This is a genomic window from Vibrio sp. 99K-1, from assembly GCF_013114585.1.
Lineage (GTDB): Bacteria > Pseudomonadota > Gammaproteobacteria > Enterobacterales > Vibrionaceae > Vibrio > Vibrio chagasii_B.
The window spans coordinates 23,427-47,924 of the sequence record NZ_VTXF01000033.1 but is presented as its reverse complement, the minus strand read 5'-3'; the positions used below and the strand labels follow the sequence as shown (position 1 = coordinate 47,924).

The following is a 24,498-nucleotide window of genomic DNA, read 5'->3' as shown; positions in this document are numbered from 1 at the left end:
ATTTGTATCTGTCGATGTGATGCGCGAGTCAGAACGTTAAAGGGTCATATCCGAATCCGTCATTCCCTAGACTGACGAAGGAGGGAGTAGGGAATCTCTTTGGGCCATCTACTCGTTGAATAAGATCCCCAACTCACTCGTTCCTCGCTCTTGAGGATGACAGTGTTGCGAGCATATAAAAGAAAAGGGTTGATGCGAAAGCATCAACCCTTTTTCACAATCATACTTTAATCGCAATTATTCACGTTCGTGAAGTGCTTTAAAGTCACGTTGCTCTTCACCAGTGTATAGCTGACGAGGACGACCGATACGGTTTGTCGGATCGCTGTGCATTTCGTTCCAGTGTGCAATCCAACCGATAGTACGAGACATCGCGAAGATTACTGTAAACATAGACACTGGAATACCGATCGCTTTCAGAATGATACCTGAGTAGAAGTCTACGTTCGGGTATAGCTTCTTAGACACAAAGTATTCATCAGAAAGAGCGATACGCTCAAGTTCCATTGCTACGTCAAGTAGTGGATCTTGGATGTTTAGCTCTTTAAGTACTTCGTGACACGCTTCGCGCATTACTGTTGCACGTGGATCGTAGTTCTTGTAAACGCGGTGACCGAAGCCCATCAAACGGAATGGGTCATCTTTGTCTTTCGCTTTTGCAACATACTCTTCGATGTTATCTACGCTACCGATCTCTTCAAGCATACGTAGACACGCTTCGTTTGCACCGCCATGAGCTGGGCCCCAAAGTGACGCGATACCAGCTGCGATACACGCAAACGGGTTAGCACCAGATGAACCAGATAGACGTACTGTCGATGTAGAAGCGTTTTGTTCGTGATCAGCGTGTAGAGTGAAAATCTTATCCATTGCGCGAGCAACAATAGGGTTCACTTCGTACTCTTCACATGGGTTTGCGAACATCATGTGTAAGAAGTTTTCTGCGTAGCCTAGGTCGTTACGTGGGTAGATAAACGGCTGACCGATTGAATATTTGTAACACATTGCTGCCAGTGTTGGCATTTTTGAAATTAGGCGGTAAGCCGCAATTTCACGGTGTGTATCGTTGTTGATATCAAGTGAGTCGTGGTAGAACGCTGCTAAAGCGCCTACAACACCACACATTACAGCCATTGGGTGAGCATCACGACGGAAGCCGTGGAAGAAACTAGCAATTTGCTCGTGAACCATAGTGTGACGTGTCACGGTAGTCTTGAACTTTTCGTATTCAGCTCGAGATGGAGCTTCACCGTAAAGAAGTATGTAACATACTTCTAAGTAATCAGCGTTATTGGCAAGTTGGTCAATTGGATAACCACGGTGTAAAAGGATACCTTTACCACCGTCAATAAAAGTGATTTGAGACTCACAAGATGCAGTGGCAAGAAAACCAGGGTCAAAAGTGAAAAAACCATTAGAACCTAGTGTACGAACATCGATCACTGGAGTACCTAGTACACCTTCTGTAATCGGCAGCTCGATTGGCGCTTGACCTTCAATGTGAAGGGTAGCTTTCTTATCCGCCATAACAATCTCCTTTGTTTATTATTTAATCCGTCCAGGATGTTTATGTGCCATTTTTTTACTGGTCTTACGTGGGAAAGTCAATTTTTCTGCAGCTTTGTGTGCACTTGTTAGTGTTTTTTACATTAAATTCGTTAAAAATCTGGTCTGTGTAGCATTATTTGTTACATCAATTGTATTAGAATGTTGCCGACCGTATAGTGGCGATGAAAAATTTGGTTAAAACCTTATAAATGCAAGGCTAAGAAGAAATGTGAGGTGTCTATCTTAATCTTGTTGTTAACAATTATTTTACAATTATCTAAGGCTCAACTTCAGTTATTTGTTAAGTTAATGTTAAATTTTGAAGGTTTGCGATCAAATTTTGTCCATAACAATATCATAAGGTTATTTAATGACCATAATGCTCAATGGAGCTGAGTGAGCAAGCCCGTGAAAGAAAGAAAGACAAGACCTGTTAATTTAGATTTACAGACCATCCACTTTCCGATCACTGCAATAGCTTCCATCCTACACCGTGTGTCTGGGGTGATTACTTTTGTTGCGATTGGAATTTTGCTTTGGTTACTATCCATTTCCCTCTCATCCCCAGTAGGCTTTATGGAAGCTAGCGACATTGTCGACGGTTTCTTCGTGAAGTTTATTCTGTGGGGCATTTTAACCGCTTTGGCTTACCACATTGCTGGTGGTATTCGTCACCTTCTTATGGACTTAGGTCACTTTGAAGAGCTGGAATCTGGCGCGAAGAGCGCTAAGGTTGCATTCGCAGCGACAGCGGTATTGTCTCTACTAGCGGGGATCTTAGTATGGTAAACAACGTTTCGACATTTGGCCGTAATGGCGTTCACGATTTCTTATTGATTCGTGCAACTGCAATCATTATGACGCTATATACAATTTATTTGGTGAGCTTTTGTGCCTTCACCGATATCTCTTACGTATCATGGACTCAGTTCTTTGGTGGAACTTTCACTAAAGTATTTACCATGTTAGCGCTTACTTCGGTTCTTGTTCACGCTTGGATCGGCCTATGGCAAGTGCTAACCGACTACATCAAGTGCGCTAAACTGCGTGTTGGCCTTCAAGTAGGTGTAGTTGCGGTTCTTCTTGGATATTTCTTCTCTGGTCTGTTTATTTTGTGGGGTGCGTAAGTGACTATTCCTGTTCGTGAGTTTGATGCCGTAGTTATCGGCGCTGGTGGTGCAGGTATGCGTGCCGCACTGCAAATTTCAGAGCAAGGCCTATCATGTGCATTGCTTTCTAAAGTTTTCCCAACTCGTTCTCATACCGTATCTGCTCAAGGTGGTATTACGGTTGCGCTAGGTAATGCGCACGAAGATCACTGGGAACAACATATGTATGACACAGTAAAAGGTTCTGATTACATCGGTGACCAAGATGCTATCGAATACATGTGTAAAAATGGCCCAGAATCAGTTATCGAACTAGAAAAGATGGGTCTTCCATTTTCTCGTTTCGACAACGGCACCATTTACCAACGTCCTTTTGGTGGCCAATCGAAAAACTTTGGTGGTGAGCAAGCGGCTCGTACCGCTGCAGCAGCTGACCGTACTGGTCACGCACTGCTACACACGCTTTACCAACAAAATATCAAGCACAAAACAACCGTGTTCTCTGAGTGGTACGCGCTTGATCTTGTGAAGAATGAAGACGGTGCCATTCTTGGTACAACAGCACTTTGCATGGAAACAGGCGAAGTATGCTACTTCAAAGCGAAAGCAACGATCCTAGCGACCGGTGGTGCTGGCCGTATCTACGCATCGACAACTAACGCACACATCAATACTGGTGACGGTGTTGGTATGGCGATTCGTGCTGGCGTTCCAATGCAAGATATCGAAATGTGGCAGTTCCACCCAACGGGTATTGCTGGCGCAGGTGTTCTTGTAACAGAAGGCTGTCGTGGTGAAGGTGGTTACCTTCTAAATAAAGACGGCGAACGTTTCATGGAACGTTACGCTCCAAATGCGAAGGACTTAGCGGGTCGTGACGTTGTTGCTCGTTCAATGATGGTCGAAATCCGTGAAGGTCGTGGTTGTGACGGTCCTTGGGGTCCACATATCAAGCTGAAACTGGACCACCTAGGTAAAGAGACACTTGAATCTCGTCTACCAGGTGTATGTGAACTGTCTCGTACATTCGCACACGTTGATCCAGTAAAAGAGCCAATCCCAGTAATCCCAACGTGTCACTACATGATGGGTGGTGTACCGACACAAGTTTCTGGCCAAGCGATTAAGCAGGGTACAGATGGTAGCGATGTAGAAGTACAAGGTCTATTCGCTTGTGGTGAGATTGCTTCAGTATCCGTACACGGTGCTAACCGTCTAGGTGGTAACTCACTGCTTGATTTGGTTGTATTCGGTCGTGCTACAGGTCTACACCTAGGTGAGACTCTGAAGAAGCAAGCTGATGCTAAACCTGCAACGGAAGAAGATATCGCTCGTTCTCTAGAGCGCTACAACCGTTGGGAAAACAGCACAGACGGCGAAGATCCAGCGCAGATCCGTAAAGATCTACAGCAATGTATGCAGAACAACTTCTCTGTATTCCGCGAAGGTCAAGCAATGGCTGACGGCCTAGAAGAGCTTAAAGCAATTCGCGAGCGTCTGAAGAATGCACACCTTTCAGACAAGTCTACTGAGTTCAACACGCAGCGTATTGAGTGTCTAGAGCTTGAAAACCTAATGGAAACAGCTTACGCGACGGCTGTAGCGGCAAACTACCGCACAGAGAGTCGTGGTGCACATGCTCGTTTTGACTTCCCTGATCGTGATGATGAGCAATGGCTATGCCACACGCTTTACAATCCTGAGTCAGAAAGCATGACTAAGCGTAACGTAAACATGGAACCTATCCATCGTGAAGCGTTCCCGCCAAAAGCACGTACGTACTAAGGAGACATGACCATGAAACTGAATTTCTCTTTATACCGTTACAATCCAGATGTCGACCAAAAGCCTTACATGAAGGAATACACCTTAGAGGTGGATGAAGGTTCAGACATGATGCTTCTGGATGCGCTTATTCTACTGAAAGAACAAGATCCAACAATCGCATTCCGCCGCTCATGCCGTGAGGGTGTATGTGGTTCGGATGGTCTGAACATGAACGGTAAAAACGGTCTAGCGTGTATCACGCCTCTATCTGCGCTGAAAGGCGATAAGATCGTGATTCGCCCGCTGCCAGGTTTACCTGTTGTTCGTGACCTGATTGTTGATATGACTCAGTTCTACGATAACTACGAAAAAGTAAAACCATTCCTAGTGTCTGATGGCAATGTACCACCGGCACGTGAAAACTTACAAAGCCCTGATGAGCGTGCTCATTTAGATGGACTGTACGAATGTATCATGTGTGCATGTTGTACAACGTCATGCCCATCGTTCTGGTGGAACCCTGACAAGTTCATCGGACCAGCAGGCCTACTTGCCGCGTACCGTTGGCTAATTGATAGCCGAGATACAGCGACAGATGAACGTTTGTCTGATCTTGATGATGCATTTAGCGTTTTTCGTTGCCATGGCATCATGAATTGTGTAAGTGTTTGTCCTAAGGGATTAAATCCGACGAAAGCGATTGGTCACATCAAGACCATGTTAGTGAATCGTTCGGTTTAAGTTATAAAAAAATTGCCGCCCTAGAAGTTTTGGGGCGGCCTTTTAATAGCTCGGCATAGACCGCAGCAAACGTGAAAACTACTGGTTAAGGGAAAATATGCACAACGGCGTGATGAAGGCATGGCTCGAGTCTTCACACTTGGCTGGCGCCAATGCAACGTACGTAGAAGAACTCTATGAACTGTATCTAAGTGACCCCGATTCGGTAAGTGACGAATGGAGAAGTGTTTTTGAAGAATTGCCTGTGCAAGCTTCAGAAGCGGTGGAACAACCACATTCTCGTGTTCGTGAATACTTCCGTCGACTCGCTCAAGAAACAAAGCATTACAGTGTCCAAGTTAGTGATCCAGATGTCGATGCGAAACAAGTAAAAGTTCTGCAACTGATTAATGCTTATCGATTCCGAGGGCATCAAGCAGCAAATCTAGACCCCCTAGGTTTATGGAAGAGAGCGACAGTTGATGAACTGGACCCTTCTTTCCACACTCTTACCGAAGAAGACCTCAATGAGACGTTTAACGTCGGCTCTTACGCGATTGGCCAAGAGACGATGGTGCTTAAAGATTTACACAAATCTCTAAAGCAAACCTATTGTGGTTCAATTGGTGCTGAATACATGCACATGACTAATACAGAGCAAAAACGTTGGATTCAACAACGTTTAGAGTCTGTGTCTGGTCAACCCTCTTTCAACAAAGAAGAAAAGCAAGCTTTCCTAGAAGAGCTAACCGCTGCTGAAGGTCTTGAGCGCTATCTTGGTGCGAAATTCCCAGGCGCGAAACGTTTCTCGTTGGAAGGTGGTGATGCACTTATCCCAATGACGAAAGAGATCATTCGTCATGCTGGTGGACAAGGCATGCGTGAAGTCGTTGTTGGTATGGCTCACCGTGGTCGTCTAAACATGTTGGTTAACGTGCTTGGTAAAAAACCGCAAGACCTGTTTGACGAGTTCGCGGGTAAGCACGACGAAACGTGGGGTACTGGTGATGTTAAATACCACCAAGGTTTCTCTGCGGATTTCGCGACACCAGGTGGCAACGTTCACTTAGCACTAGCATTTAACCCATCACACTTAGAAATCGTAAACCCAGTGGTTATCGGTTCAGTACGTGCACGTCAAGATCGCCTAGGTGATACTGATGGTAGCCGTGTACTGCCAATCACTATTCACGGTGACTCAGCAATCGCTGGTCAGGGTGTTGTGCAAGAGACGTTTAACATGTCTCAAGCTCGTGGTTTCTGTGTAGGTGGTACGGTTCGTATCGTTGTAAATAACCAAGTTGGTTTTACAACGTCTAACCCTCGCGACACACGCTCTACGATGTACTGTACCGATATCGCTAAGATGGTACAGGCTCCGATTTTCCACGTTAATGCTGATGATCCAGAAGCGGTTGCTTTTGTTGCTCGCTTAGCACTGGATTACCGTAATACTTTCAAACGTGATGTTGTTATCGACCTAGTTTGTTACCGTCGCCACGGTCACAACGAAGCCGATGAGCCGAACGCAACTCAGCCTTTGATGTACCAAAAAATCAAGAAGCACCCAACACCACGTAAGCTTTACGCTGACGTGCTAATGGAGCGCGGTGAGTTTGGTATTGATACGGCAACTCAGCTGGTTAACGAATATCGTGACGCACTTGATCACGGTGAAGTTGTGGTTAAAGAGTGGCGCCCAATGGCACTTCACTCTGTAGACTGGTCTCCTTACCTAGGTCACGACTGGAATATTGATTGGGACAACAAAGTTGATATTGAGCGTCTAAAAGACCTTGGTACTAAGATTTGCCAATACCCAGAGAGCCACAAACTGCAAAGCCGAGTAAATAAACTGTACAACGATCGTACTGCCATGGTGAATGGTGAGAAACAAGTCGATTGGGGTATGGCTGAAACTCTGGCGTACGCAACACTTGTTGACGATGGCAAGCGTATTCGTATCTCTGGCCAAGATTCAGGCCGTGGTACCTTCTTCCACCGTCACTCAGTACTGCACAACCAATCAGATGCAAGCACGTATGTTCCTCTTGCGAACATTCATGATAAGCAGGGTCCATTCCAAGTATTTGACTCGGTATTGTCTGAAGAAGCAGTGTTAGCGTTCGAGTATGGTTACGCAACAGCAGAGCCAAGCGGTCTAACCCTTTGGGAAGCACAATTTGGTGATTTCGCAAACGGTGCGCAAGTGGTTATCGACCAATTTATTTCGTCAGGTGAGCAAAAGTGGGCACGTCTATGTGGCTTGACTATGCTGCTTCCTCACGGCTATGAAGGCCAAGGCCCAGAGCACTCTTCTGCGCGTCTTGAGCGTTACCTTCAATTGTGTGCTGAACAAAACATGCAGGTTGTTGTTCCTTCAACACCAGCTCAGGTTTACCACATGATTCGTCGTCAGGTAGTTCGACCAATGCGTCGTCCTCTGATTGTAATGTCACCTAAGTCATTGCTTCGTCACCCGCTGTGTACGTCTTCTCTAGAAGACCTAGCAGAAGGTACGTTCCAACCAGCTATCGCAGAGATTGACGATATCGCTCCTGAGAACGTAAAACGCGTCGTATTCTGTTCAGGTAAGGTTTACTTCGACCTACTTGACCAAAGACGTAAGAACGAGCAAGACGACGTTGCTATTGTTCGTATTGAGCAGCTATACCCATTCCCTTACGAGGATGTTCGCGCTGCAATTGCACAATACACAAATGTCGTTGATTACGTTTGGTGTCAAGAAGAGCCTCAGAACCAAGGTGCTTGGTACAGCAGCCAACACAACTTCCGAGCTGCTATCCCAGTAGGCGCTGATATTCAATACGCAGGTCGTCCTGCATCAGCATCACCAGCTGTAGGCTATATGTCGGTACACTTGAAACAACAAAAAGCGTTAGTAGATGACGCTCTGACCCTACCAAAGAACTAGAAGTAAAAGGAAAATACAGACATGACAATTGAAATTCTGGTTCCAGATTTACCTGAATCTGTGGCTGATGCAACAGTTGCGACTTGGCACAAAAAACCAGGCGAAGCGGTTGCACGTGATGAAGTCATTGTAGATATCGAAACAGACAAAGTAGTTCTAGAAGTACCTGCGCCTGAAGCGGGTGTTCTGGAAGCTATCATCGAAGACGAGGGTGCTACGGTACTTTCTAAGCAGCTTATCGCTAAGTTGAAGCCTGGCGCGGTTGCAGGTGAACCAACAACAGATACCACTGAAGACACAGAAGCATCTCCTGACAAACGCCATAAAGCAGCGCTTACAGAAGAGAGCAACGACGCACTGAGCCCAGCTGTTCGTCGTCTTCTAGCTGAACACAACCTACAACCAGCTGACGTGAAAGGCACTGGTGTTGGTGGTCGTATTACTCGTGAAGACATCGACGCACACCTAGCGGCAGCGAAAGCGGCGCCGGCAGCAGCTGCACCAGCGGTTGAAGCGCCAGCGGCAGCTCGTAGCCAGAAGCGCGTACCTATGACTCGCCTACGTAAGACAGTAGCTAACCGACTTCTAGAAGCGAAGAACAGCACAGCAATGCTAACGACTTTCAACGAAGTAAACATGAAGCCAATCATGGACCTTCGTAAGCAGTACAAAGACCAATTCGAGAAGCGTCACGATACGCGTCTTGGCTTCATGTCTTTCTACGTGAAAGCGGTAACTGAAGCGCTTAAGCGTTACCCAGAAGTAAACGCATCTATCGATGGTGATGATATCGTTTACCACAACTACTTCGACATCAGCATGGCGGTATCTACGCCACGTGGTCTAGTGACTCCAGTACTGAAAGACTGTGACACGCTAGGTTTCGCTGACATCGAAAAAGGCATCAAAGAGTTAGCGATCAAAGGCCGTGACGGCAAGCTAACTGTTGATGAGCTAATGGGTGGTAACTTCACTATCACAAACGGTGGTGTATTCGGCTCTCTAATGTCTACGCCAATTATCAACCCACCACAAGCGGCTATCTTGGGTATGCACAAAATCCAAGAACGTCCAATGGCAGTTGATGGCAAAGTAGAAATTCTACCAATGATGTACCTAGCGCTTTCTTACGACCACCGTCTAATCGATGGCCGTGAATCAGTTGGCTTCCTAGTGACCATCAAAGAGCTACTAGAAGATCCTGCACGTCTGCTATTAGACGTTTAGTATCGCTAAAACGTCTAGTTAGCCCTGTTAGCTAGACGTAAAAAGTTTCAAAGGCTAGGCTGCTCAACGTCTGGCCTTCACTTGAACTGCCAAGCCATTACAAAATGGACAGCAGTTGATTTGAGAAGACCCTACAGACGTAACACAGGAAACTGTGTCGTTATGGAAATAATAATCCCTTAAGGGAAAATAAACGGAATATCAAAATGAATTTGCATGAATACCAAGCCAAACAGCTGTTTGCAGAATTCGGTTTGCCTGTACCAGAAGGTTTCGCATGTGATACTGCACAAGAAGCTTTCGAAGCTGCTGGCCGTATCTCAACTGAGAAAAAAGTCGTTAAGTGTCAAGTACACGCTGGTGGCCGCGGTAAAGCGGGTGGCGTAGAGCTACACGACACAAAAGAAGGCGTTAAAGAGTTTGCACAAAAGTGGCTAGGTAAAAACCTAGTGACTTACCAAACAGACGCTAATGGTCAGCCTGTAACTAAGATCCTAGTTGAAGAAGCGTCAAACATCGCTAACGAACTTTACCTAGGTGCTGTTGTTGACCGCGCAACTCGTAAAATTGTATTCATGGCGTCAACTGAAGGCGGTGTGGACATCGAGAAAATCGCTGAAGAAACTCCAGAGTTGATTCACCAATCTGCGATCGATCCTCTAGTAGGCCCTCAAGCTTACCAAGGCCGTGAACTAGCATTCAAACTTGGTCTAGTTGGCGACCAAATCAAACAGTTCGTTAAGATCTTCATGGGTCTTGGTGAAATGTTCGCTCAGTACGATCTAGCTCTACTGGAAATTAACCCACTTGTTATCACTGGTGAAGGCAACCTTCTTTGTCTAGACGGCAAGATCAACATCGACTCAAACGCGATGTACCGTCAACCTAAACTGCGTGAAATGCACGATCCATCTCAAGAAGATGAGCGCGAAGCACACGCAGCACAGTGGGAACTAAACTACGTAGCACTAGATGGTAACGTTGGCTGTATGGTTAACGGTGCAGGCCTTGCGATGGGTACGATGGATATCGTTAACCTACACGGCGGCAAACCAGCAAACTTCCTTGATGTAGGCGGCGGCGCAACTAAAGAGCGTGTAGCTGAAGCATTCAAGATCATCCTTTCTGATGACAATGTTAGCGCAGTACTAGTAAACATCTTCGGTGGCATCGTACGTTGTGACATGATCGCTGAAGGTATTATCGGTGCGGTTAAAGAAGTAGGCGTAACAGTACCTGTTGTTGTTCGTCTAGAAGGTACAAACGCAGACCTAGGTCGCGAAGTACTTGCTAATTCTGACGTTGATATCATTGCAGCTGAATCTCTAACAGATGCTGCTCAGAAAGTTGTTGCTGCTGCGGAGGCGAAATAATGTCTGTATTAATTAACAAAGACACTAAAGTAATCTGTCAGGGTTTCACTGGCGGTCAAGGTACATTCCACTCAGAGCAAGCTATCGCATACGGTACGCAAATGGTTGGTGGTGTATCTCCTGGTAAAGGTGGTCAAACTCACCTTGGTCTTCCAGTATTCAACACTGTACGCGAAGCAGTAGAAGTAACAGGCGCAACAGCAACGGTTATCTACGTACCAGCACCTTTCTGTAAAGACGCAATCCTAGAAGCGATTGATGCAGGTATCGAACTGATCGTAACGATCACTGAAGGTATCCCAACAACAGACATGATCGACGTTAAAGTGAAGCTAGAAGAAACTGGCGTTCGCATGATCGGTCCTAACTGTCCAGGTCTTATCACTCCAGACGAGTGTAAGATTGGTATCATGCCTGGTCACATCCACAAGAAAGGTAAAGTAGGTATCGTATCTCGTTCAGGTACTCTTACTTACGAAGCAGTTAAACAAACAACAGATGAAGGCTTCGGTCAGTCTACATGTGTTGGTATCGGTGGTGACCCAATCCCTGGTTCAAACTTCATTGATATCCTAAAACTGTTCCAAGAAGACCCTGAGACTGAAGCAATCGTAATGATTGGTGAGATCGGTGGTACTGCGGAAGAAGAAGCGGCAGCGTTCATTAAAGCGAACGTAACTAAGCCAGTTGTTTCTTACATTGCAGGTGTTACAGCTCCTCCAGGTAAACGTATGGGCCACGCTGGCGCAATCATCTCTGGCGGTAAAGGTACTGCTGAAGACAAATTCGCAGCACTAGAAGCAGCAGGCGTTAAGACAGTTAAGTCTCTTGCTGACATCGGTAAAGGTTTACGTGAGATTACTGGTTGGTAATCAGCGCGTTAAGCGATGAATAATAGAAAGGCTTGGTCGATGACCAAGCCTTTTTTGTATGCTTTCAATGATACGAGATACGAGATACGAGATACGAGATACGAGATACGAGATACGAGATACGAACCGTATGACTACGCTCGGGTTTTCACCATCTGAGATAACATAAACATTGCAGCAGCACTGATCACAACAGATGGGCCTGCTGGTGTGTCGTAGAACCAAGATAGGCTCAACCCACCACATACTGCGATAGAGCCAATAATCGAAGCGAGCAACGTCATTTGTTCAGGTGTACTTGAGAACTTTCTTGCTGTTGCAGCAGGGATAATCAGCAGTGATGTCATGATCAACGCCCCAACAAACTTCATACCAACCGCAATCACGATGCCGACCAGTAGCATTAGAATCAGGCGCATTAAATCAATGTTGATGCCATCAACCGCCGCAAGATCTTCGTTCACTGTTGTTGATAGCAGTGGCCGCCAGAAGATAGCCAACACTAAACCAATAACACTAGCGCCTGCATAGATGAACACTAAATCAGTGGGAGAAACGGCAAGCAGGTCACCGAATAGGTAACTCATTAGATCAACACGAACGTTATCTAAGAAGCTAACAGCAACCAAGCCGAGCGAGAGTGCACTGTGGGCTAATATGCCGAGCAACGTATCGGTCGCGACCAGCTTTTGCTTTTGTAAGGTCACGAGTAATACAGCCAACATTAAGCAGCAAATCAGCAGCGCGAAGTACAAGTTAATATTGAACAGGAAACCAAGCGCTAAACCCATTAAAGAGGCGTGAGCCAATGTGTCGCCAAAGTACGCCATCTTACGCCACACTACGAACGACCCCAGTGGACCAGCAATAAGCGCGATGCCTAAGCCTGCGAGGATAGAAGGTAAAAGAAACTCAAGCATTAGTGGTGATGTCCGTGTTTATGGTTAGAACAGTCGTGCACATCTCCAGATACAGGTTGGCCTGCTAAGTCATGGTGATGATGGTCATGTTGGTGATGATAGAACGCCAAACTTTCTTGAACCGCAGTACCAAATAGAGCGATATAAGAAGGATGATGCTTAATATCAGCGGGTGCACCAGAGCAGCAGATGTGGTGGTGTAAACAGATCACGTCGTCTGTTTTTGCCATCACTAAATGTAAGTCGTGTGAAACCATAAAGACTGCACAGCCAAAGCGGTGACGAATAGAATCAATCAGTTCGTAGAGATCGATTTGACCTTGTACATCTACGCCTTGTGCAGGTTCATCAAGAACCAATAGGTCTGGCCTTCTCAAGAGAGAACGAGCAATTAGTACGCGTTGGTTTTCACCACCTGATAGCTGATGCATGTTGCTTTTCATCAGATGCTCAGCGCCAACGAGTTTTAGAGCTTCCAAGATCTCTTGTTTACTGAATCTACCGGTGAGCTTAAGGAAACGCTCTACATTGAGAGGCAGAGAATCATTCAGCTTTAGCTTTTGAGGAACATAACCAATTTTTAGTTTTTTTGATTTGGTAATCTTTCCAGAGTATTTGTGTTGGAGCCCAAGTAGTACTTTTACTAGGGTTGATTTTCCCGCACCGTTTGGCCCAATTAGGGTAGTGATTCTGCCACGCTCTAAATTTAGAGAGATATTGTCTAGGACTTTTCGACCGTCAAACTCGACGCTCACAGAATCTAGTTGGATTAAGTTATCCATGAATAGAACTCATTTGCAATTCGCTAATGTTATAATGTAACATTTACCTCAAGCCTAAGCTACTTTTCTATTATCGAGGAATTATGTCACGTTCATCTTATATACTTGCTACTTTGCTTTTAGCGCCAAGTGTTGCAAGTGCTAATACCATTCTAACAAGCTTCAAACCAATTCAAATGATTGTGACAGAATTAACGCAAGGCGTTAGTGAACCGGATGTGTTGATGAACAGCAATGCTTCGCCGCACGATTATGCGCTTAAACCGTCTGATGTCAAAAAAGTTCACGGTGCAGACATGGTTGTTTGGTTTGGTCCTGATTTAGAAGCGTTTCTGACTAAGGTGATTGAATCGAATGATAACGTTATCGAAATCGGTAAAATCCCTGGTATCAACTTACGAGAGTTCGGCCACGATGAGCATGACCATGACGCGCATGAAGGTCACCACCACGGCAGCCACGACCCGCATTTTTGGTTGGGGATCGATCAGGTTGCAGTTGCTGCGAAATACATTTCAGACAAGCTCATTGAAACTGACCCAGACAATGCAATGGCATATCAAGAAAATCTCGATTCATTCCTGATTGCATTGAAAGAGAAGCAGCAGTCTATTCGTGAGCAACTTGCTCCGGTGAAAGACAAAGGCTACTACGTTTTCCACGATGCATATGGTTACTATGAAGAAGAATTTGGCCTAAATAACTTGGGTCATTTCACCGTGAGCCCAGAGCGTAAACCGGGTGCAAAAAGCTTGATTGCGATTAAGAAAACGATAGTACGTGAAAACGTTCAATGTGTATTTTCTGAGCCTCAATTTACACCGGCTGTAATTGAATCAGTGACTCGTGGAAGTAATGCGAAACAAGGTCAATTGGACCCAATAGGTTCTACAGTTGAAGTAAAGAGTGGAAGTTATTTCGATTTTCTTCAGCAACTTACCGATAGTTACACAAGCTGCCTAAACGCAAAGTAATCAATAGTGAGTAACCTTTACTCCACTTTGCTCTCGATATGATTATAAATAATGCCGCTTTTTGCGGCATTTTCGTGACCGCTAAGATAAAACCTTTCAACAAACAATAAACCTTCTTTCTCCTTCGTAGATTTCCGCTAAAATGGAAAGATAATAATAATCACAAAAAAACTCAGTTTCTGGTCGAGCAGGTTAAGACATTGCGGTAGCCGAAACTTCATACGTTGTTGCTGTTCAGGATTAGAAGTTGTATCGAATTGTCTTCCGAATGTTCATGCTAATGAGCATTTCATTTAGCGCTCTTGCGTTAAATACATCACCGTCTGTCTTTTATCCTTTGCCTGTTCAAGCGCAAGGGAATTTTCTCGCGGCTAAAAATCTTTATCTAGGCGCTGGTGGTGGGCTTTGGATCCATGATGTGCATGGAAAAGTCCTGTTTTACGATGGTCGAGCTTTGCTACCACGAAAAGGCAGTCTGCTACAGTTCTCATCGGAACGCGTTGCTTTCCTGAACGATGAGTTTTGGACGTTTTTTGATAATGAGGTATATCGACATACTCCTGGGCTTGGTAACGAGCTCGCATTTAGCCTTAGCCCTGGTTCAGAGATAACCAATATTGGTGCGTCTGACAATTACATCTGGGTGACCGACGGCAATAACTTCTACACCTATAACACTCAGTCGTTAGAATTTAATACCTATTCACTTCTCAAATTGTACCGATACAACAACAGCAGCGACATTACGATTAATGATGCTGAGTGGGTATTATCAAAATGGGTACTGGCAACCAGTTCCGGCACTTACCTATCAGAAAATCAAGAATTTACCCATGTTGCTGCCTCTGATAAACACTACATCGAGACCGTATACTTTTCGAATGCGCGACGTGAATTACTGATTGGTACATTAAATGGTGTTGTGATTGTTGATTTGGCTAATTCTGAGAAAGAGACCAAGATCAGTGGCTCGCATGTGCTCTCTGTTGCTGAAACCACGAATCAATATTGGATTGGTACTGAGCACGGCTTGATTAGCTACAACTTTATTACTGGCGAAATCACTCGTTTTGAACAAGCTGCTAACCAAGACTTTTCGTTACCGGGAGAGAAGATTTACTCATTAATTAACGATCATGCTGGTGGGATGTGGGTCGCGACCAACAACGGTATTCGGTATTTTTCTTTGTTTAGTAAGACATTCTCAAGAACGCCACTCACCGGAATGGGCATGCACTCCAGCAGTATGGTGATCAATAAAGTTGAGCCAATCGGTGAGCATCTATCTTGGGTGGCATCTTCGATGGGCCTCTACCTCGTTGATTCTGAAACTGAAGAGAGGCCTAGGCGCGTATATCAAAAACCAGTACAGGACTTTCAGATTTTTGGTACGTCAATTTGGTTGGCGACCGAAGAAGGGATTATAAGCTTCAATACCGAGACGTTGGAGTTTGAAGCGCTGAATTTGCCAAGAGCCATTGAAGGCGTCCACATCGAGAATTTTGCCCTTCAAGGTGATAACACCCTTTGGATGACCTCTGGTCAAAGTCTCTATTCATTATCGATCGACCATATGGAGCTTACGGGCTACGGAATGGATTGGTTGGTGGATAAGTTCCTGCCAGCAAAAATTACAGATCTAAATATTGGTTTACAAGGTCGCGTCTACATCGGCACCGACCATGGCTTCTATTCCTTTGTTGATAAACGGATCAGCTTTAGTCGTTCCAGCGAACGATTTGGCAAAGTGGTTGATATAGAAAAAGCCAATGATGGCTCTCAGTGGTTTGCGGGTAGTTATGGCGTTTATCGGATCCCTTACGATGGTTCGATGATAGAAGAGATCGCCTTAGTTGAAGAGAATATCAGTCCGAGTTGTCTGATTAGCGATGAGAATGGTGTGTGGTTGGGGTCTTCAAAAGGACTTAGCTATTATGGACTGGATGGTCAGCTGCACAAGCACATAGGTTCACCATTTGGTTTGATCACCAATGAATTGGCGGCCGGTGCATGTGAACTCTTTTATAGTGAGGAGAATCAATCCTCACGGTTAGTTTTAGGTTCCAAGTATGGTGTGGTGAGTGCATTGTCTAATGAGTTGTTGGTATCTACCACGCCTCATAGCCGAGCATTGCTGAGTAAGATAAGTGTTAACCAAAAGACCGTATCATTGGGTGGGAAGACCGCGGATTTAGCCGAGATCCCTTATGGTTCATCGATTGGCTTTAAGCTAGGCATTTTGCCTGCTACATTTGCCCCTGCGATGGAGTATCGACTCAATGATGATGAACCTTGGAGTGAGTTTGAAGGTGGCTTATTAACACTCGACCACTTGCTTCCGGGGGATTATACGCTCGAAGTGAAGCCGGTAAAGGATTCACACTATCGTTTTGTCTCAACCAATCAAAGCTTCTCTATAGCGGAACCTTGGTATCTCAGTAATTGGGCTGCTGCGAGCTCTCTTATCTTACTGATTTGTGTGGTCACCATTTTGGTTTTTTGGCGTTCGCGTTACGTCACTTTTGCCAACAGACATCTTAAAGCACAAGTAGCTTTGAAAACTGATCAGTTGAGGCACCAAAGTAGGATACTACTGACGACTAATCAGCAACTTAAGAAGCAGTTATCGGTTAAGAATGCGCTTGTGTCTCATACAGCCGACGAACTCTCTTCAGAGGTTAACCAAGTTGCAGCCATGCTCCCTAATTGGAGTGATGAACAAGGTAAATCGCCGATTCTTGCGTTAAAGAATGGTTTGGCTCAATTGAGCAATAGCCGTCAAGGTGGTGGCGCCGTTGGTTACGATATGATCTTAATCTTGGAGTCGGTGCTTAAGGCGTGGCAGGAAGACTTAGCCAAGGCTGGCATTGAGCTAGAAATAAAGGTAGATACTAAGCACAGACATGTCTCTTTACTGTATTTTAATCTCGATATTATCTTCAATAGCCTGATCGCGAGCATCATCAAGCGTAACTTTAAGTCGCAGAGTATGGTGGTCATGGTGGAGGAGCTGAAAGAACACCTAGTCGTTACCATTTTAGATCATGGCATGCCTTTCCCTAAGTTAACTTCCAGTATTAGTGACAACAGTGGTAAGTCGACCGACTTAAACATAGAAAAGTTGCCGTTGCTGATGAATCAGAGCGGTGGTGAAATCAATGCCTTTGTGTCGGATTCTCAAAATAAGGTTCAGCTTACTTGGCCAATCGACTATCAGGTATTAGATAATCTCGAAACCAATACAATAGAGCAGATTGAGACTATTAAGCTCGCTAATACCTCACCTGAGCAGTTAAAGCTTAGTGCAGAGCAAGAGTGGAAGAACCGAGTGTCTCAGCTTGTTAGTGAGCACTACGCTGATGCTGAGTTTGGTACTGCTACTGCTGCTAAGTATCTATTTATGTCTGAGAGAAGCTTACAAAGGCGCTTTAAGATGGCTTATAACAAGACCTTTAAAGAACATTTGAATGAGGTTCGCTTGGAGCATGCGTGTGAGCGGTTGCTCGCGGGAGAGAAGATATCAGACGTTGCTTTTGACTCTGGCTTTAATGACCCGTCTTATTTCAGCCAAAGGTTCAAACATCACTTTGGTATGTCTCCATCTAAGTTTGCAGAAAACAGTGAAGACTAGAGCGAACAATATTAACCAGCCAGCCTTACGTTAACGACAGATAGTTTTATTGAAGCCTCGACATTCGTGTGAGATACGAGATACGAGATACGAGATACGAGATACGAGATACGAGATACGAGATACGAGATACGAGATACGAGATACGAGATACGAGATACGAGATACGAGATAATTGGGGTATTTACGATTGAGTTGTTTGAGTATGGTTTTGTTGAGGGAGATAAGAAAAAAAAATATCGTGGTATAGCCGGGGGGACTATACCACGGGTGCCAATGACACCTTCGCTTGCTGCCGGAGTGATATGGCAAGCCACATCACCTCTGGAATTAAATTAAAGAGAAGGAGTTTCTCTTCGATGGAGTAACTATACGATTAGTGACTTATTTTACTTATAAAATTAACGACAGAAGGCTATGAGAAAAGCGACATTTTTATAAGTTATTGATATCTAATGAGTTGTTGGGTTTTTGATTGTGATGTACTAGTGAGGTAGTTCTCACTAGTTGTTGAAAGTAACGGTTTTGACGTAAACGTTTTTAACGAAATTTACGAGTATGTATTTTCGAAAACATTGATTTCACACAATAGAATTGTGGTCATGTATGTGTATCATGGTGTTAATAACAATCTTTCTCATTATCAGTCACGAAGTTGGGTATATATGAAACTCTCACAACTAGAGCAAGGAAAAGCGGCTTCTATAGTTGCGCTAACTGGTCTAACACCAGACGTTAGAAAAAAACTCATGGTCATGGGTATGTTGCCAAAAACAGAGGTAACACTAATCCGCCGCGCACCGATGGGTGACCCGCTTCAAGTTGAGGTGAGAGGTGTCTCTATCGCCATTCGTGAAAGCATCGCAGAACAAATCGAGGTTATCTAAATGGATTATCAAGTTCTTACCGTTGGTAACCCGAATAGTGGCAAAACAACGTTATTCAATGCACTAACAGGTGCGAAGCAGCATGTTGGTAACTGGGTAGGCGTAACCGTTGAAAAGAAAACGGGTGTCTATTCACATGCGGGTGACCAATTTCAGCTAACTGACTTGCCTGGTATCTACGCACTAGATAGTGGTAATGATGCAAATAGTATTGATGAATCTATCGCGTCGCGAGCTGTTCTGACTCACCCTGCTGACGTGATCATTAATGTTGTTGATGCAAGTTGTTTAGAACGAAGCTTATACATGACATTGCAATTGCGAGAGTTGGGTCGCCCAATGATCGTGGTATTGAATAAAATGGATGTATTAAAGCGTGAGCGTCAGGTGATTAACCTGAAAGCGCTGGAGAAAGAGCTAGGTTGTCCGGTTCTTAGTTTGTCTGCGAACGATAAAGGCCAAGTGGCTCGCTTCAAAGAGCGCCTGCATAAGCTTCTTGTCCAAGGTGTTAGCCTTGATCCTATCTCTATTAACTATGACGACGCATTAGAAGCACTTATTCCTTCTGTTGAATCACACTTTGATGATGCTGATGTTTCTCACCGAGCGCTTGCGATTCGTGCGCTAGAAAATGATTACTTGGTGCTAAACGGATTAGCTCCGCAAACACGTACTCAAATTGATAATGTCCGTCTTGGCGCCGAGTTTGATATCGACCTTGCGGTAGCCGACGCGAAATACACCTTCTTACACGACTTGTGCAAGCGTGTGCGTCGCAGCGAAGGTAAGCTAAGCCGTAACTTCACAGAGAAAGCTGACCAATTCATTCTGAACAAATGGGTCGGTATCCCTTTCTTCTTTGTCATTATGTACCTAATGTTCATGTTCTCTATCAATATTGGTAGTGCGTTCATCGACTTCTTTGATATTGGTGTTGGTGCAATATTGGTTGATGGTGGGCACCATTTATTAGACGGACACCTACCAGTTTGGCTGGTTACTATTCTTGCAGATGGTATCGGTGGTGGTATTCAAACTGTTGCAACCTTTATTCCTGTTATCGCGGCGCTTTACTTGTTCTTAGCGGTACTTGAAAGTTCAGGCTACATGGCGCGTGCTGCGTTTGTACTTGATAAAGTGATGCAAAAGATTGGTCTTCCGGGCAAAGCATTTGTACCGTTAGTTCTTGGTTTTGGCTGTAACGTACCGTCAATCATGGCAACTCGTACGCTTGACCAAGAGCGTGAGCGTAAGCTAGCTGCATCGATGGCACCATTTATGTCATGTGGTGCTCGTCTACCGGTATACGCACTGTTTGCAGCGGCGTTCTTCCCTGGTGCGGGCCAAAACGTAGTATTTGCTTTGTACATCATGGGTATTCTAGCGTCTGTATTTACTGGCTTGTTCCTTAAAAACACGATCTACCCAGGTAGCAGCGATAGCTTGGTGATGGAGATGCCAGACTACGAGTTGCCAACCGTACAAAACGTGATGCTGAAAACATGGCAGAAACTGAAGCGCTTCGTGCTTGGTGCCGGTAAAACGATTGTGGTTGTGGTGGCAATCTTAAGCTTCTTGAACTCTCTAGGTATGGATGGCAGTTTCGGTAACGAAGACAGCGAAAATTCAGTACTTTCTAAGGCAGCTCAAGTTGTGACTCCTGTATTCCAACCAATTGGTATTACAGAAGAAAACTGGCCAGCAACGGTAGGTATCATTACTGGTATCTTCGCGAAAGAAGCGGTAGTGGGTACCTTGAACAGCCTTTACACAACGCCTTCTGATGAAGAAGCTGCTGAGTTTGATTTGGCGGCGAGCTTACAAGAAGCGGTGATGACGATCCCTGAAAACCTATCAGGCTTGAGCTACTCGGATCCTCTAGGTATTGAAGTTGGTGACCTAAGCGATTCAGGCGCTGTTGCTGAAGAGCAAGAGGTTGACTCGTCTATCTTTGGTAACCTGAAAGACAAATTTGTTTCTGGTCACGCTGCGTTTGCTTATTTAATCCTTATCTTGCTTTACACACCTTGTGTGGCAGCAATGGGTGCTTATGTTCGTGAATTTGGTCAAATGTTTGCACGCTTTATTGCGGTTTGGACAATGGCGCTTGGCTACTTTGGTGCAACTTTCTACTACCAAGCGGCAAACTTTGCAGCGCACCCTGTGACAAGTGCAGTGTGGATGGTCGCGATTGCTGGTGGCTTTGTGATCACCTACCGTGTATTCAAGAAGGTTGGCAGCAAGCAAAAAGCATTAGAGGTGCAAGTGGTATGATTTTAACTGAACTTCATCAGTACATAGATAGCCAAGGTTTCGCAGCTCGTAAAGAGATTGCAGCGAAATTTGGTATGAGTGAAGATGGCGTGGATGCGATGTTGAGCGTGTGGGTCAAGAAGGGCAAAGTATCTCGTTTGGTCGACACTAACAAACATGGTCATACGACGCGTGTTCGCTACACCATCTGCAAACAAGATGGTCTGTCGCTGAATGTGATGATGTAGTTCGGTCAATATCTAATAAAAAACCGCAGCCTATGAGCTGCGGTTTTTTTGTTTGTGTTTAACAACTTAAGACTCTTTGGTTTCACCTAATCCAAGAACTTTAAGGCCGATACTCAGTAACAATATGGATACTGGAAGAACCAATATGTCCCACCCAATGCTGTCGAAGTTGACGAGCACAAGCTCCAAAAATTTCACGAAGAGAATGATGATAATCACTTCAGCCAAAATGTTTTTCAGGTGGCCAATGTTGGGTGTTTTTATCCAGCTAAGTACTTTGCTTTTATTGACTTGTTGGTCACTTTTCGCGGCATGGCTTTTATCCGAGATGAATAAAGTGAACACACCGTGAGAAAAGATGAAGAGTACAAAAGCAATCAAAAACGTATCCAGAGACTTAATCAAGTAAGAGATCGCGATATCTGTTGTGTCTAAATGCGCGAGCGATTCTGGCGGTACCTGATTGAGCATGAAGATCGCAAAAGCAGAGTAAGTCTTGGTTGCTCCCATAAAGAATAAGAGTAGGGAAGCAAGCATAGAACAGATGATGGCGATCCAGCTGATATGACGAAATAGGTTGAAGGTTTGTTTCATGATGCTCTCTCTATATTGTGTGCAAGAGAGTATACGTGGGAGCCTGTGTTGTGATAATGGGGTATTTTTGTGAATTATTATTACACATTGGTAATAATGGTGATGCCTAGCTAAGAGGCATCACCTGTGCCACAAGGTTAAGCTTTCTTAAAGATAGAGCTTAGTGACAGCACATTTTGAATACGAGTTAGGATGGCTGCTTGCTCTTCTTCACTGCGTTGTTCGCCTGCGGTGTTGCCCCACACCGGGCCAGGCCATGCCACATCATCTTTGAAACGTGCGATATGGTGGATGTGCAGTTGTGGCACCATGTTACCTAGTGCGCCTAGGTTGAGCTTATCCGGTTGGAACGTAGCTTCTAGTGCTTGGCTCACTGCTTGAGATTCATGTAAGAACTGCTGTTGCTCTTTCATTGGTAAGTGATGCAGCTCTTTGAGGTTGGAACGTTTTGGTACCAGAATAACCCAAGGCACAGCGTTGTCTTTGTGCAGTAGCGCAAGGCTAAGTGGGAATTCGCCAATAACGGTGGTGTCTTTTGCCAATTGAGGATGAAGTTCGAAGCTCATGATCTTTCCAATTAATTGTTTTAGTGAGTATAAGGTTGGAATAGGAATGTGGCTAGCGCTTACGATCTCAATCAGCAGATTCCCTATCACGCTCTCTCATCAATGAAGGGGATGGGGGGGAACGCGCCATTGATCCTGTCTCGGACTTACGGCACTCATTGCCGTCATCTCCTAGAGCGACGAAGGAGCGTAGTAGGAGATCTCTTGCAACGGAAGTTTGCGGATAGTTAAGTAAATATAACCTCCAAATAAAACAAAAGGTTGACGCTTTCACGTCAACCTTTCTAATTATCTCGAATCTCGAATCTCGAATCTCGAATCTCGAATCTCGAATCTCGAATCGCTTACATGCGTTCTAGAGTCTCGATGCCTAGAAGCGACAGACCTTGTTTGATTGTCTTCGCTGTTAGGGCAGCAAGCTTCAGACGGCTCTGTTTAACCGCTTCGTCTTCTGCTACTAGGATAGGGCATGCTTCGTAGAAGCTAGAGAACTGACCTGCTAGTTCGAATAGGTAGCTACACATAATGTGTGGTTGACCTTCACGAGCAACAGATTGAACTGCTTCTTCAAACTGCAGAAGTTTCGCGATAAGTGCTTTTTCTTTCTCTTCAGTGATTTTGATTTCACCTTCAAGAGAGTCCATAGAAACGCCAGCTTTCGCAAATACAGAAGCAACACGAGTGTATGCGTATTGCATGTAAGGTGCTGTGTTACCTTCGAACGCAAGCATGTTGTCCCAATCGAACACGTAGTCAGTAGTACGGTGCTTAGAAAGGTCTGCGTACTTAACCGCTGCCATTGCAACTGTGTTAGCGATCGCTTTCTTCTCGTCTTCTGCTAGTTCTGGGTTCTTAGATTCGATCAGCTGTGCAGCTCGAACTTCTGCTTCATCAAGAAGATCAGCTAGACGAACTGTACCGCCTGCACGAGTCTTGAATGGCTTACCGTCTTTACCTAGCATCATGCCGAACGCGTGGTGCTCAAGAGAAACAGATTCAGGGATGTAACCTGCTTTACGAACGATAGTCCAAGCTTGCATTAGGTGTTGGTGCTGACGAGAGTCGATGAAGTAAAGAACGCGGTCTGCGCCTAGCTCTTCAAAACGGTATTTTGCACAGGCAATATCAGTTGTTGTGTAAAGGAAACCGCCGTCGCGCTTCTGGATGATAACGCCCATTGGGTCACCATCTTTGTTTTTGTATTCGTCTAGGAATACAACTTGCGCGCCGTCATCTTCTTTAGCAAGACCTTGCTCTTTAAGATCAGCAACGATACCTGGAAGCATGTGGTTGTACATGCTTTCGCCCATTACGTCATCACGTGTTAGTGAAACGTTTAGACGATCGTAGTTGCGTTGGTTTTGAATCATTGTTACGTCAACAAGCTTCTTCCACATCTCTGCGCAGAACTCGTCGCCGCTTTGTAGTTTCACTACGTAGCCACGTGCTTTAACTGCGAACTCTTCGTCTTCGTCGTAAAGCTTTTTAGATTCACGGTAGAAGCCTTCAAGATCAGCAAGCTCCATTGAAACTTCACCTGATTCAGCCTGAACACGCTCAAGGTTTGCGATAAGCATACCGAATTGAGTACCCCAGTCGCCGATGTGGTTAGCACGGATAACTTTGTGGCCTAGGAATTCCAGTGTACGAACAACGGCATCACCGATGATCGTTGAACGTAGGTGACCAACGTGCATTTCTTTTGCAACGTTTGGCGCTGAGTAGTCAGCAACAATGGTTTGTGCTTCAGCTGCCGCAACACCAAGGCGAGAGTCAGCAAGTGCTGCGTCTGCTTGTTTTGCTAGGAAAGCTTCATCTAGGAAGATGTTAAGGAAACCTGGACCTGCGATCTCAACTTTAGAAGCGATACCGTCTAGGTTTAGAACGTCCAATACTTTCTGAGCAAATTCTCGCGGGTTAGTGCCTAGTCGCTTAGCAACGCCCATTACGCCGTTTGCTTGGTAGTCACCAAATTGTGGTTTTGCAGATTGGCGAACAGCAGCAGGAGAGCCTGCAGGTGCGCCAGCGGCTTCTAGAGCCTGAGATACTTTGTCATTAATAAGTGCTTGGATATTCACACGCGTTTCCTTCA

At 45.0% G+C, this 24,498-nt stretch carries 19 protein-coding genes; 13 read left to right on the top strand and 6 right to left on the bottom strand.

Annotation, left to right across the window (positions count from 1 at the left end; genetic code table 11):
* Positions 1 to 237 precede the first annotated feature (237 nt).
* Complete coding sequence (locus F0228_RS21615) at positions 238 to 1,527, bottom strand: citrate synthase (protein WP_061034157.1); 1,290 nt, start codon at positions 1,525 to 1,527, stop codon at positions 238 to 240.
* A 417-nt stretch (positions 1,528 to 1,944) separates the two neighbouring features.
* Between F0228_RS21615 and sdhC the strand changes: the two genes are divergently transcribed.
* The 8 genes from sdhC to sucD all read left to right on the top strand — a co-directional run bounded on the left by sdhC (position 1,945) and on the right by sucD (position 11,551).
* Positions 1,945 to 2,337 carry a succinate dehydrogenase cytochrome b556 subunit gene (gene sdhC, locus F0228_RS21610; RefSeq protein WP_019820486.1) on the top strand — a complete coding sequence of 131 codons (393 nt, stop codon included), beginning with the start codon at positions 1,945 to 1,947 and terminating at the stop codon, positions 2,335 to 2,337.
* A complete protein-coding gene (gene sdhD / locus F0228_RS21605) occupies positions 2,331 to 2,675 on the top strand; it encodes a succinate dehydrogenase, hydrophobic membrane anchor protein (RefSeq protein ID WP_004737911.1) in 345 nt (114 codons plus the stop codon). The genes sdhC and sdhD overlap by 7 nt, the downstream gene beginning before the upstream one ends.
* Entirely contained in the window at positions 2,676 to 4,442 is a 1,767-nt protein-coding gene (sdhA, locus tag F0228_RS21600; RefSeq protein ID WP_008221172.1) for a succinate dehydrogenase flavoprotein subunit, read from the top strand.
* A 12-nt stretch (positions 4,443 to 4,454) separates the two neighbouring features.
* Positions 4,455 to 5,165, top strand: a complete 711-nt coding sequence (locus F0228_RS21595; protein WP_008221173.1) for a succinate dehydrogenase iron-sulfur subunit — start codon at positions 4,455 to 4,457, stop codon at positions 5,163 to 5,165.
* A gap of 97 nt (positions 5,166 to 5,262) precedes the next feature.
* Positions 5,263 to 8,079 (top strand): 2-oxoglutarate dehydrogenase E1 component, encoded by a 2,817-nt coding sequence (gene sucA, locus F0228_RS21590; protein WP_008221175.1) that lies wholly within the window; start codon positions 5,263 to 5,265, stop codon positions 8,077 to 8,079.
* Positions 8,080 to 8,100: 21 nt separating this feature from the next.
* Positions 8,101 to 9,306, top strand: a complete 1,206-nt coding sequence (gene odhB / locus F0228_RS21585; protein ID WP_061034156.1) for a 2-oxoglutarate dehydrogenase complex dihydrolipoyllysine-residue succinyltransferase — start codon at positions 8,101 to 8,103, stop codon at positions 9,304 to 9,306.
* Between the two features lie 206 nt (positions 9,307 to 9,512).
* Positions 9,513 to 10,679: an ADP-forming succinate--CoA ligase subunit beta gene (gene sucC / locus F0228_RS21580; RefSeq protein ID WP_004737918.1), complete on the top strand. Its 1,167-nt coding sequence runs from the start codon at positions 9,513 to 9,515 to the stop codon at positions 10,677 to 10,679.
* Positions 10,679 to 11,551, top strand: a complete 873-nt coding sequence (gene sucD, locus F0228_RS21575; protein WP_061034155.1) for a succinate--CoA ligase subunit alpha — start codon at positions 10,679 to 10,681, stop codon at positions 11,549 to 11,551. The genes sucC and sucD overlap by 1 nt, the downstream gene beginning before the upstream one ends.
* Positions 11,552 to 11,685: 134 nt before the next feature.
* Here sucD and znuB read toward each other — a convergent pair whose 3' ends face one another.
* Positions 11,686 to 12,471 carry a zinc ABC transporter permease subunit ZnuB gene (gene znuB, locus F0228_RS21570; protein ID WP_171731241.1) on the bottom strand — a complete coding sequence of 262 codons (786 nt, stop codon included), beginning with the start codon at positions 12,469 to 12,471 and terminating at the stop codon, positions 11,686 to 11,688.
* Positions 12,471 to 13,253: a zinc ABC transporter ATP-binding protein ZnuC gene (znuC, locus tag F0228_RS21565; RefSeq protein WP_061034153.1), complete on the bottom strand. Its 783-nt coding sequence runs from the start codon at positions 13,251 to 13,253 to the stop codon at positions 12,471 to 12,473. The genes znuB and znuC overlap by 1 nt, the downstream gene beginning before the upstream one ends.
* Positions 13,254 to 13,336: 83 nt before the next feature.
* Here znuC and znuA point away from each other — a divergent pair, with 83 nt between their 5' ends.
* The 5 genes from znuA (at position 13,337) to F0228_RS21545 (ending at position 21,246) form a co-directional block, all read left to right on the top strand.
* On the top strand, positions 13,337 to 14,227 hold the full coding sequence (gene znuA, locus F0228_RS21560; RefSeq protein WP_171731240.1) for a zinc ABC transporter substrate-binding protein ZnuA: 891 nt from the start codon (positions 13,337 to 13,339) through the stop codon (positions 14,225 to 14,227).
* Between the two features lie 268 nt (positions 14,228 to 14,495).
* Positions 14,496 to 17,858 (top strand): helix-turn-helix domain-containing protein, encoded by a 3,363-nt coding sequence (locus tag F0228_RS21555; RefSeq protein WP_171762739.1) that lies wholly within the window; start codon positions 14,496 to 14,498, stop codon positions 17,856 to 17,858.
* A gap of 665 nt (positions 17,859 to 18,523) precedes the next feature.
* Positions 18,524 to 18,745 carry a FeoA family protein gene (locus tag F0228_RS25745; protein WP_004734203.1) on the top strand — a complete coding sequence of 74 codons (222 nt, stop codon included), beginning with the start codon at positions 18,524 to 18,526 and terminating at the stop codon, positions 18,743 to 18,745.
* Complete coding sequence (gene feoB, locus F0228_RS21550; protein ID WP_216610946.1) at positions 18,746 to 21,019, top strand: Fe(2+) transporter permease subunit FeoB; 2,274 nt, start codon at positions 18,746 to 18,748, stop codon at positions 21,017 to 21,019.
* The gene (locus F0228_RS21545) at positions 21,016 to 21,246 is read left to right on the top strand and encodes a FeoC-like transcriptional regulator (RefSeq protein ID WP_105057455.1); all 231 of its coding nucleotides are present in this window, start codon (positions 21,016 to 21,018) and stop codon (positions 21,244 to 21,246) included. Before feoB ends, F0228_RS21545 begins: the two co-directional genes overlap by 4 nt.
* Before the next feature lie 66 nt (positions 21,247 to 21,312).
* Here the strand turns inward: F0228_RS21545 and F0228_RS21540 are convergent, their stop codons facing one another.
* The 3 genes from F0228_RS21540 to argS all read right to left on the bottom strand — a co-directional run bounded on the left by F0228_RS21540 (position 21,313) and on the right by argS (position 24,484).
* On the bottom strand, positions 21,313 to 21,840 hold the full coding sequence (locus F0228_RS21540) for a YqhA family protein (RefSeq protein ID WP_008221198.1): 528 nt from the start codon (positions 21,838 to 21,840) through the stop codon (positions 21,313 to 21,315).
* Positions 21,841 to 21,977: 137 nt separating this feature from the next.
* A complete protein-coding gene (locus F0228_RS21535; protein WP_171731239.1) occupies positions 21,978 to 22,406 on the bottom strand; it encodes an HIT domain-containing protein in 429 nt (142 codons plus the stop codon).
* 344 nt (positions 22,407 to 22,750) lie between these two features.
* The gene (argS, locus tag F0228_RS21530; protein WP_116871769.1) at positions 22,751 to 24,484 is read right to left on the bottom strand and encodes an arginine--tRNA ligase; all 1,734 of its coding nucleotides are present in this window, start codon (positions 24,482 to 24,484) and stop codon (positions 22,751 to 22,753) included.
* Between the last annotated feature and the right edge of the window lie 14 nt (positions 24,485 to 24,498).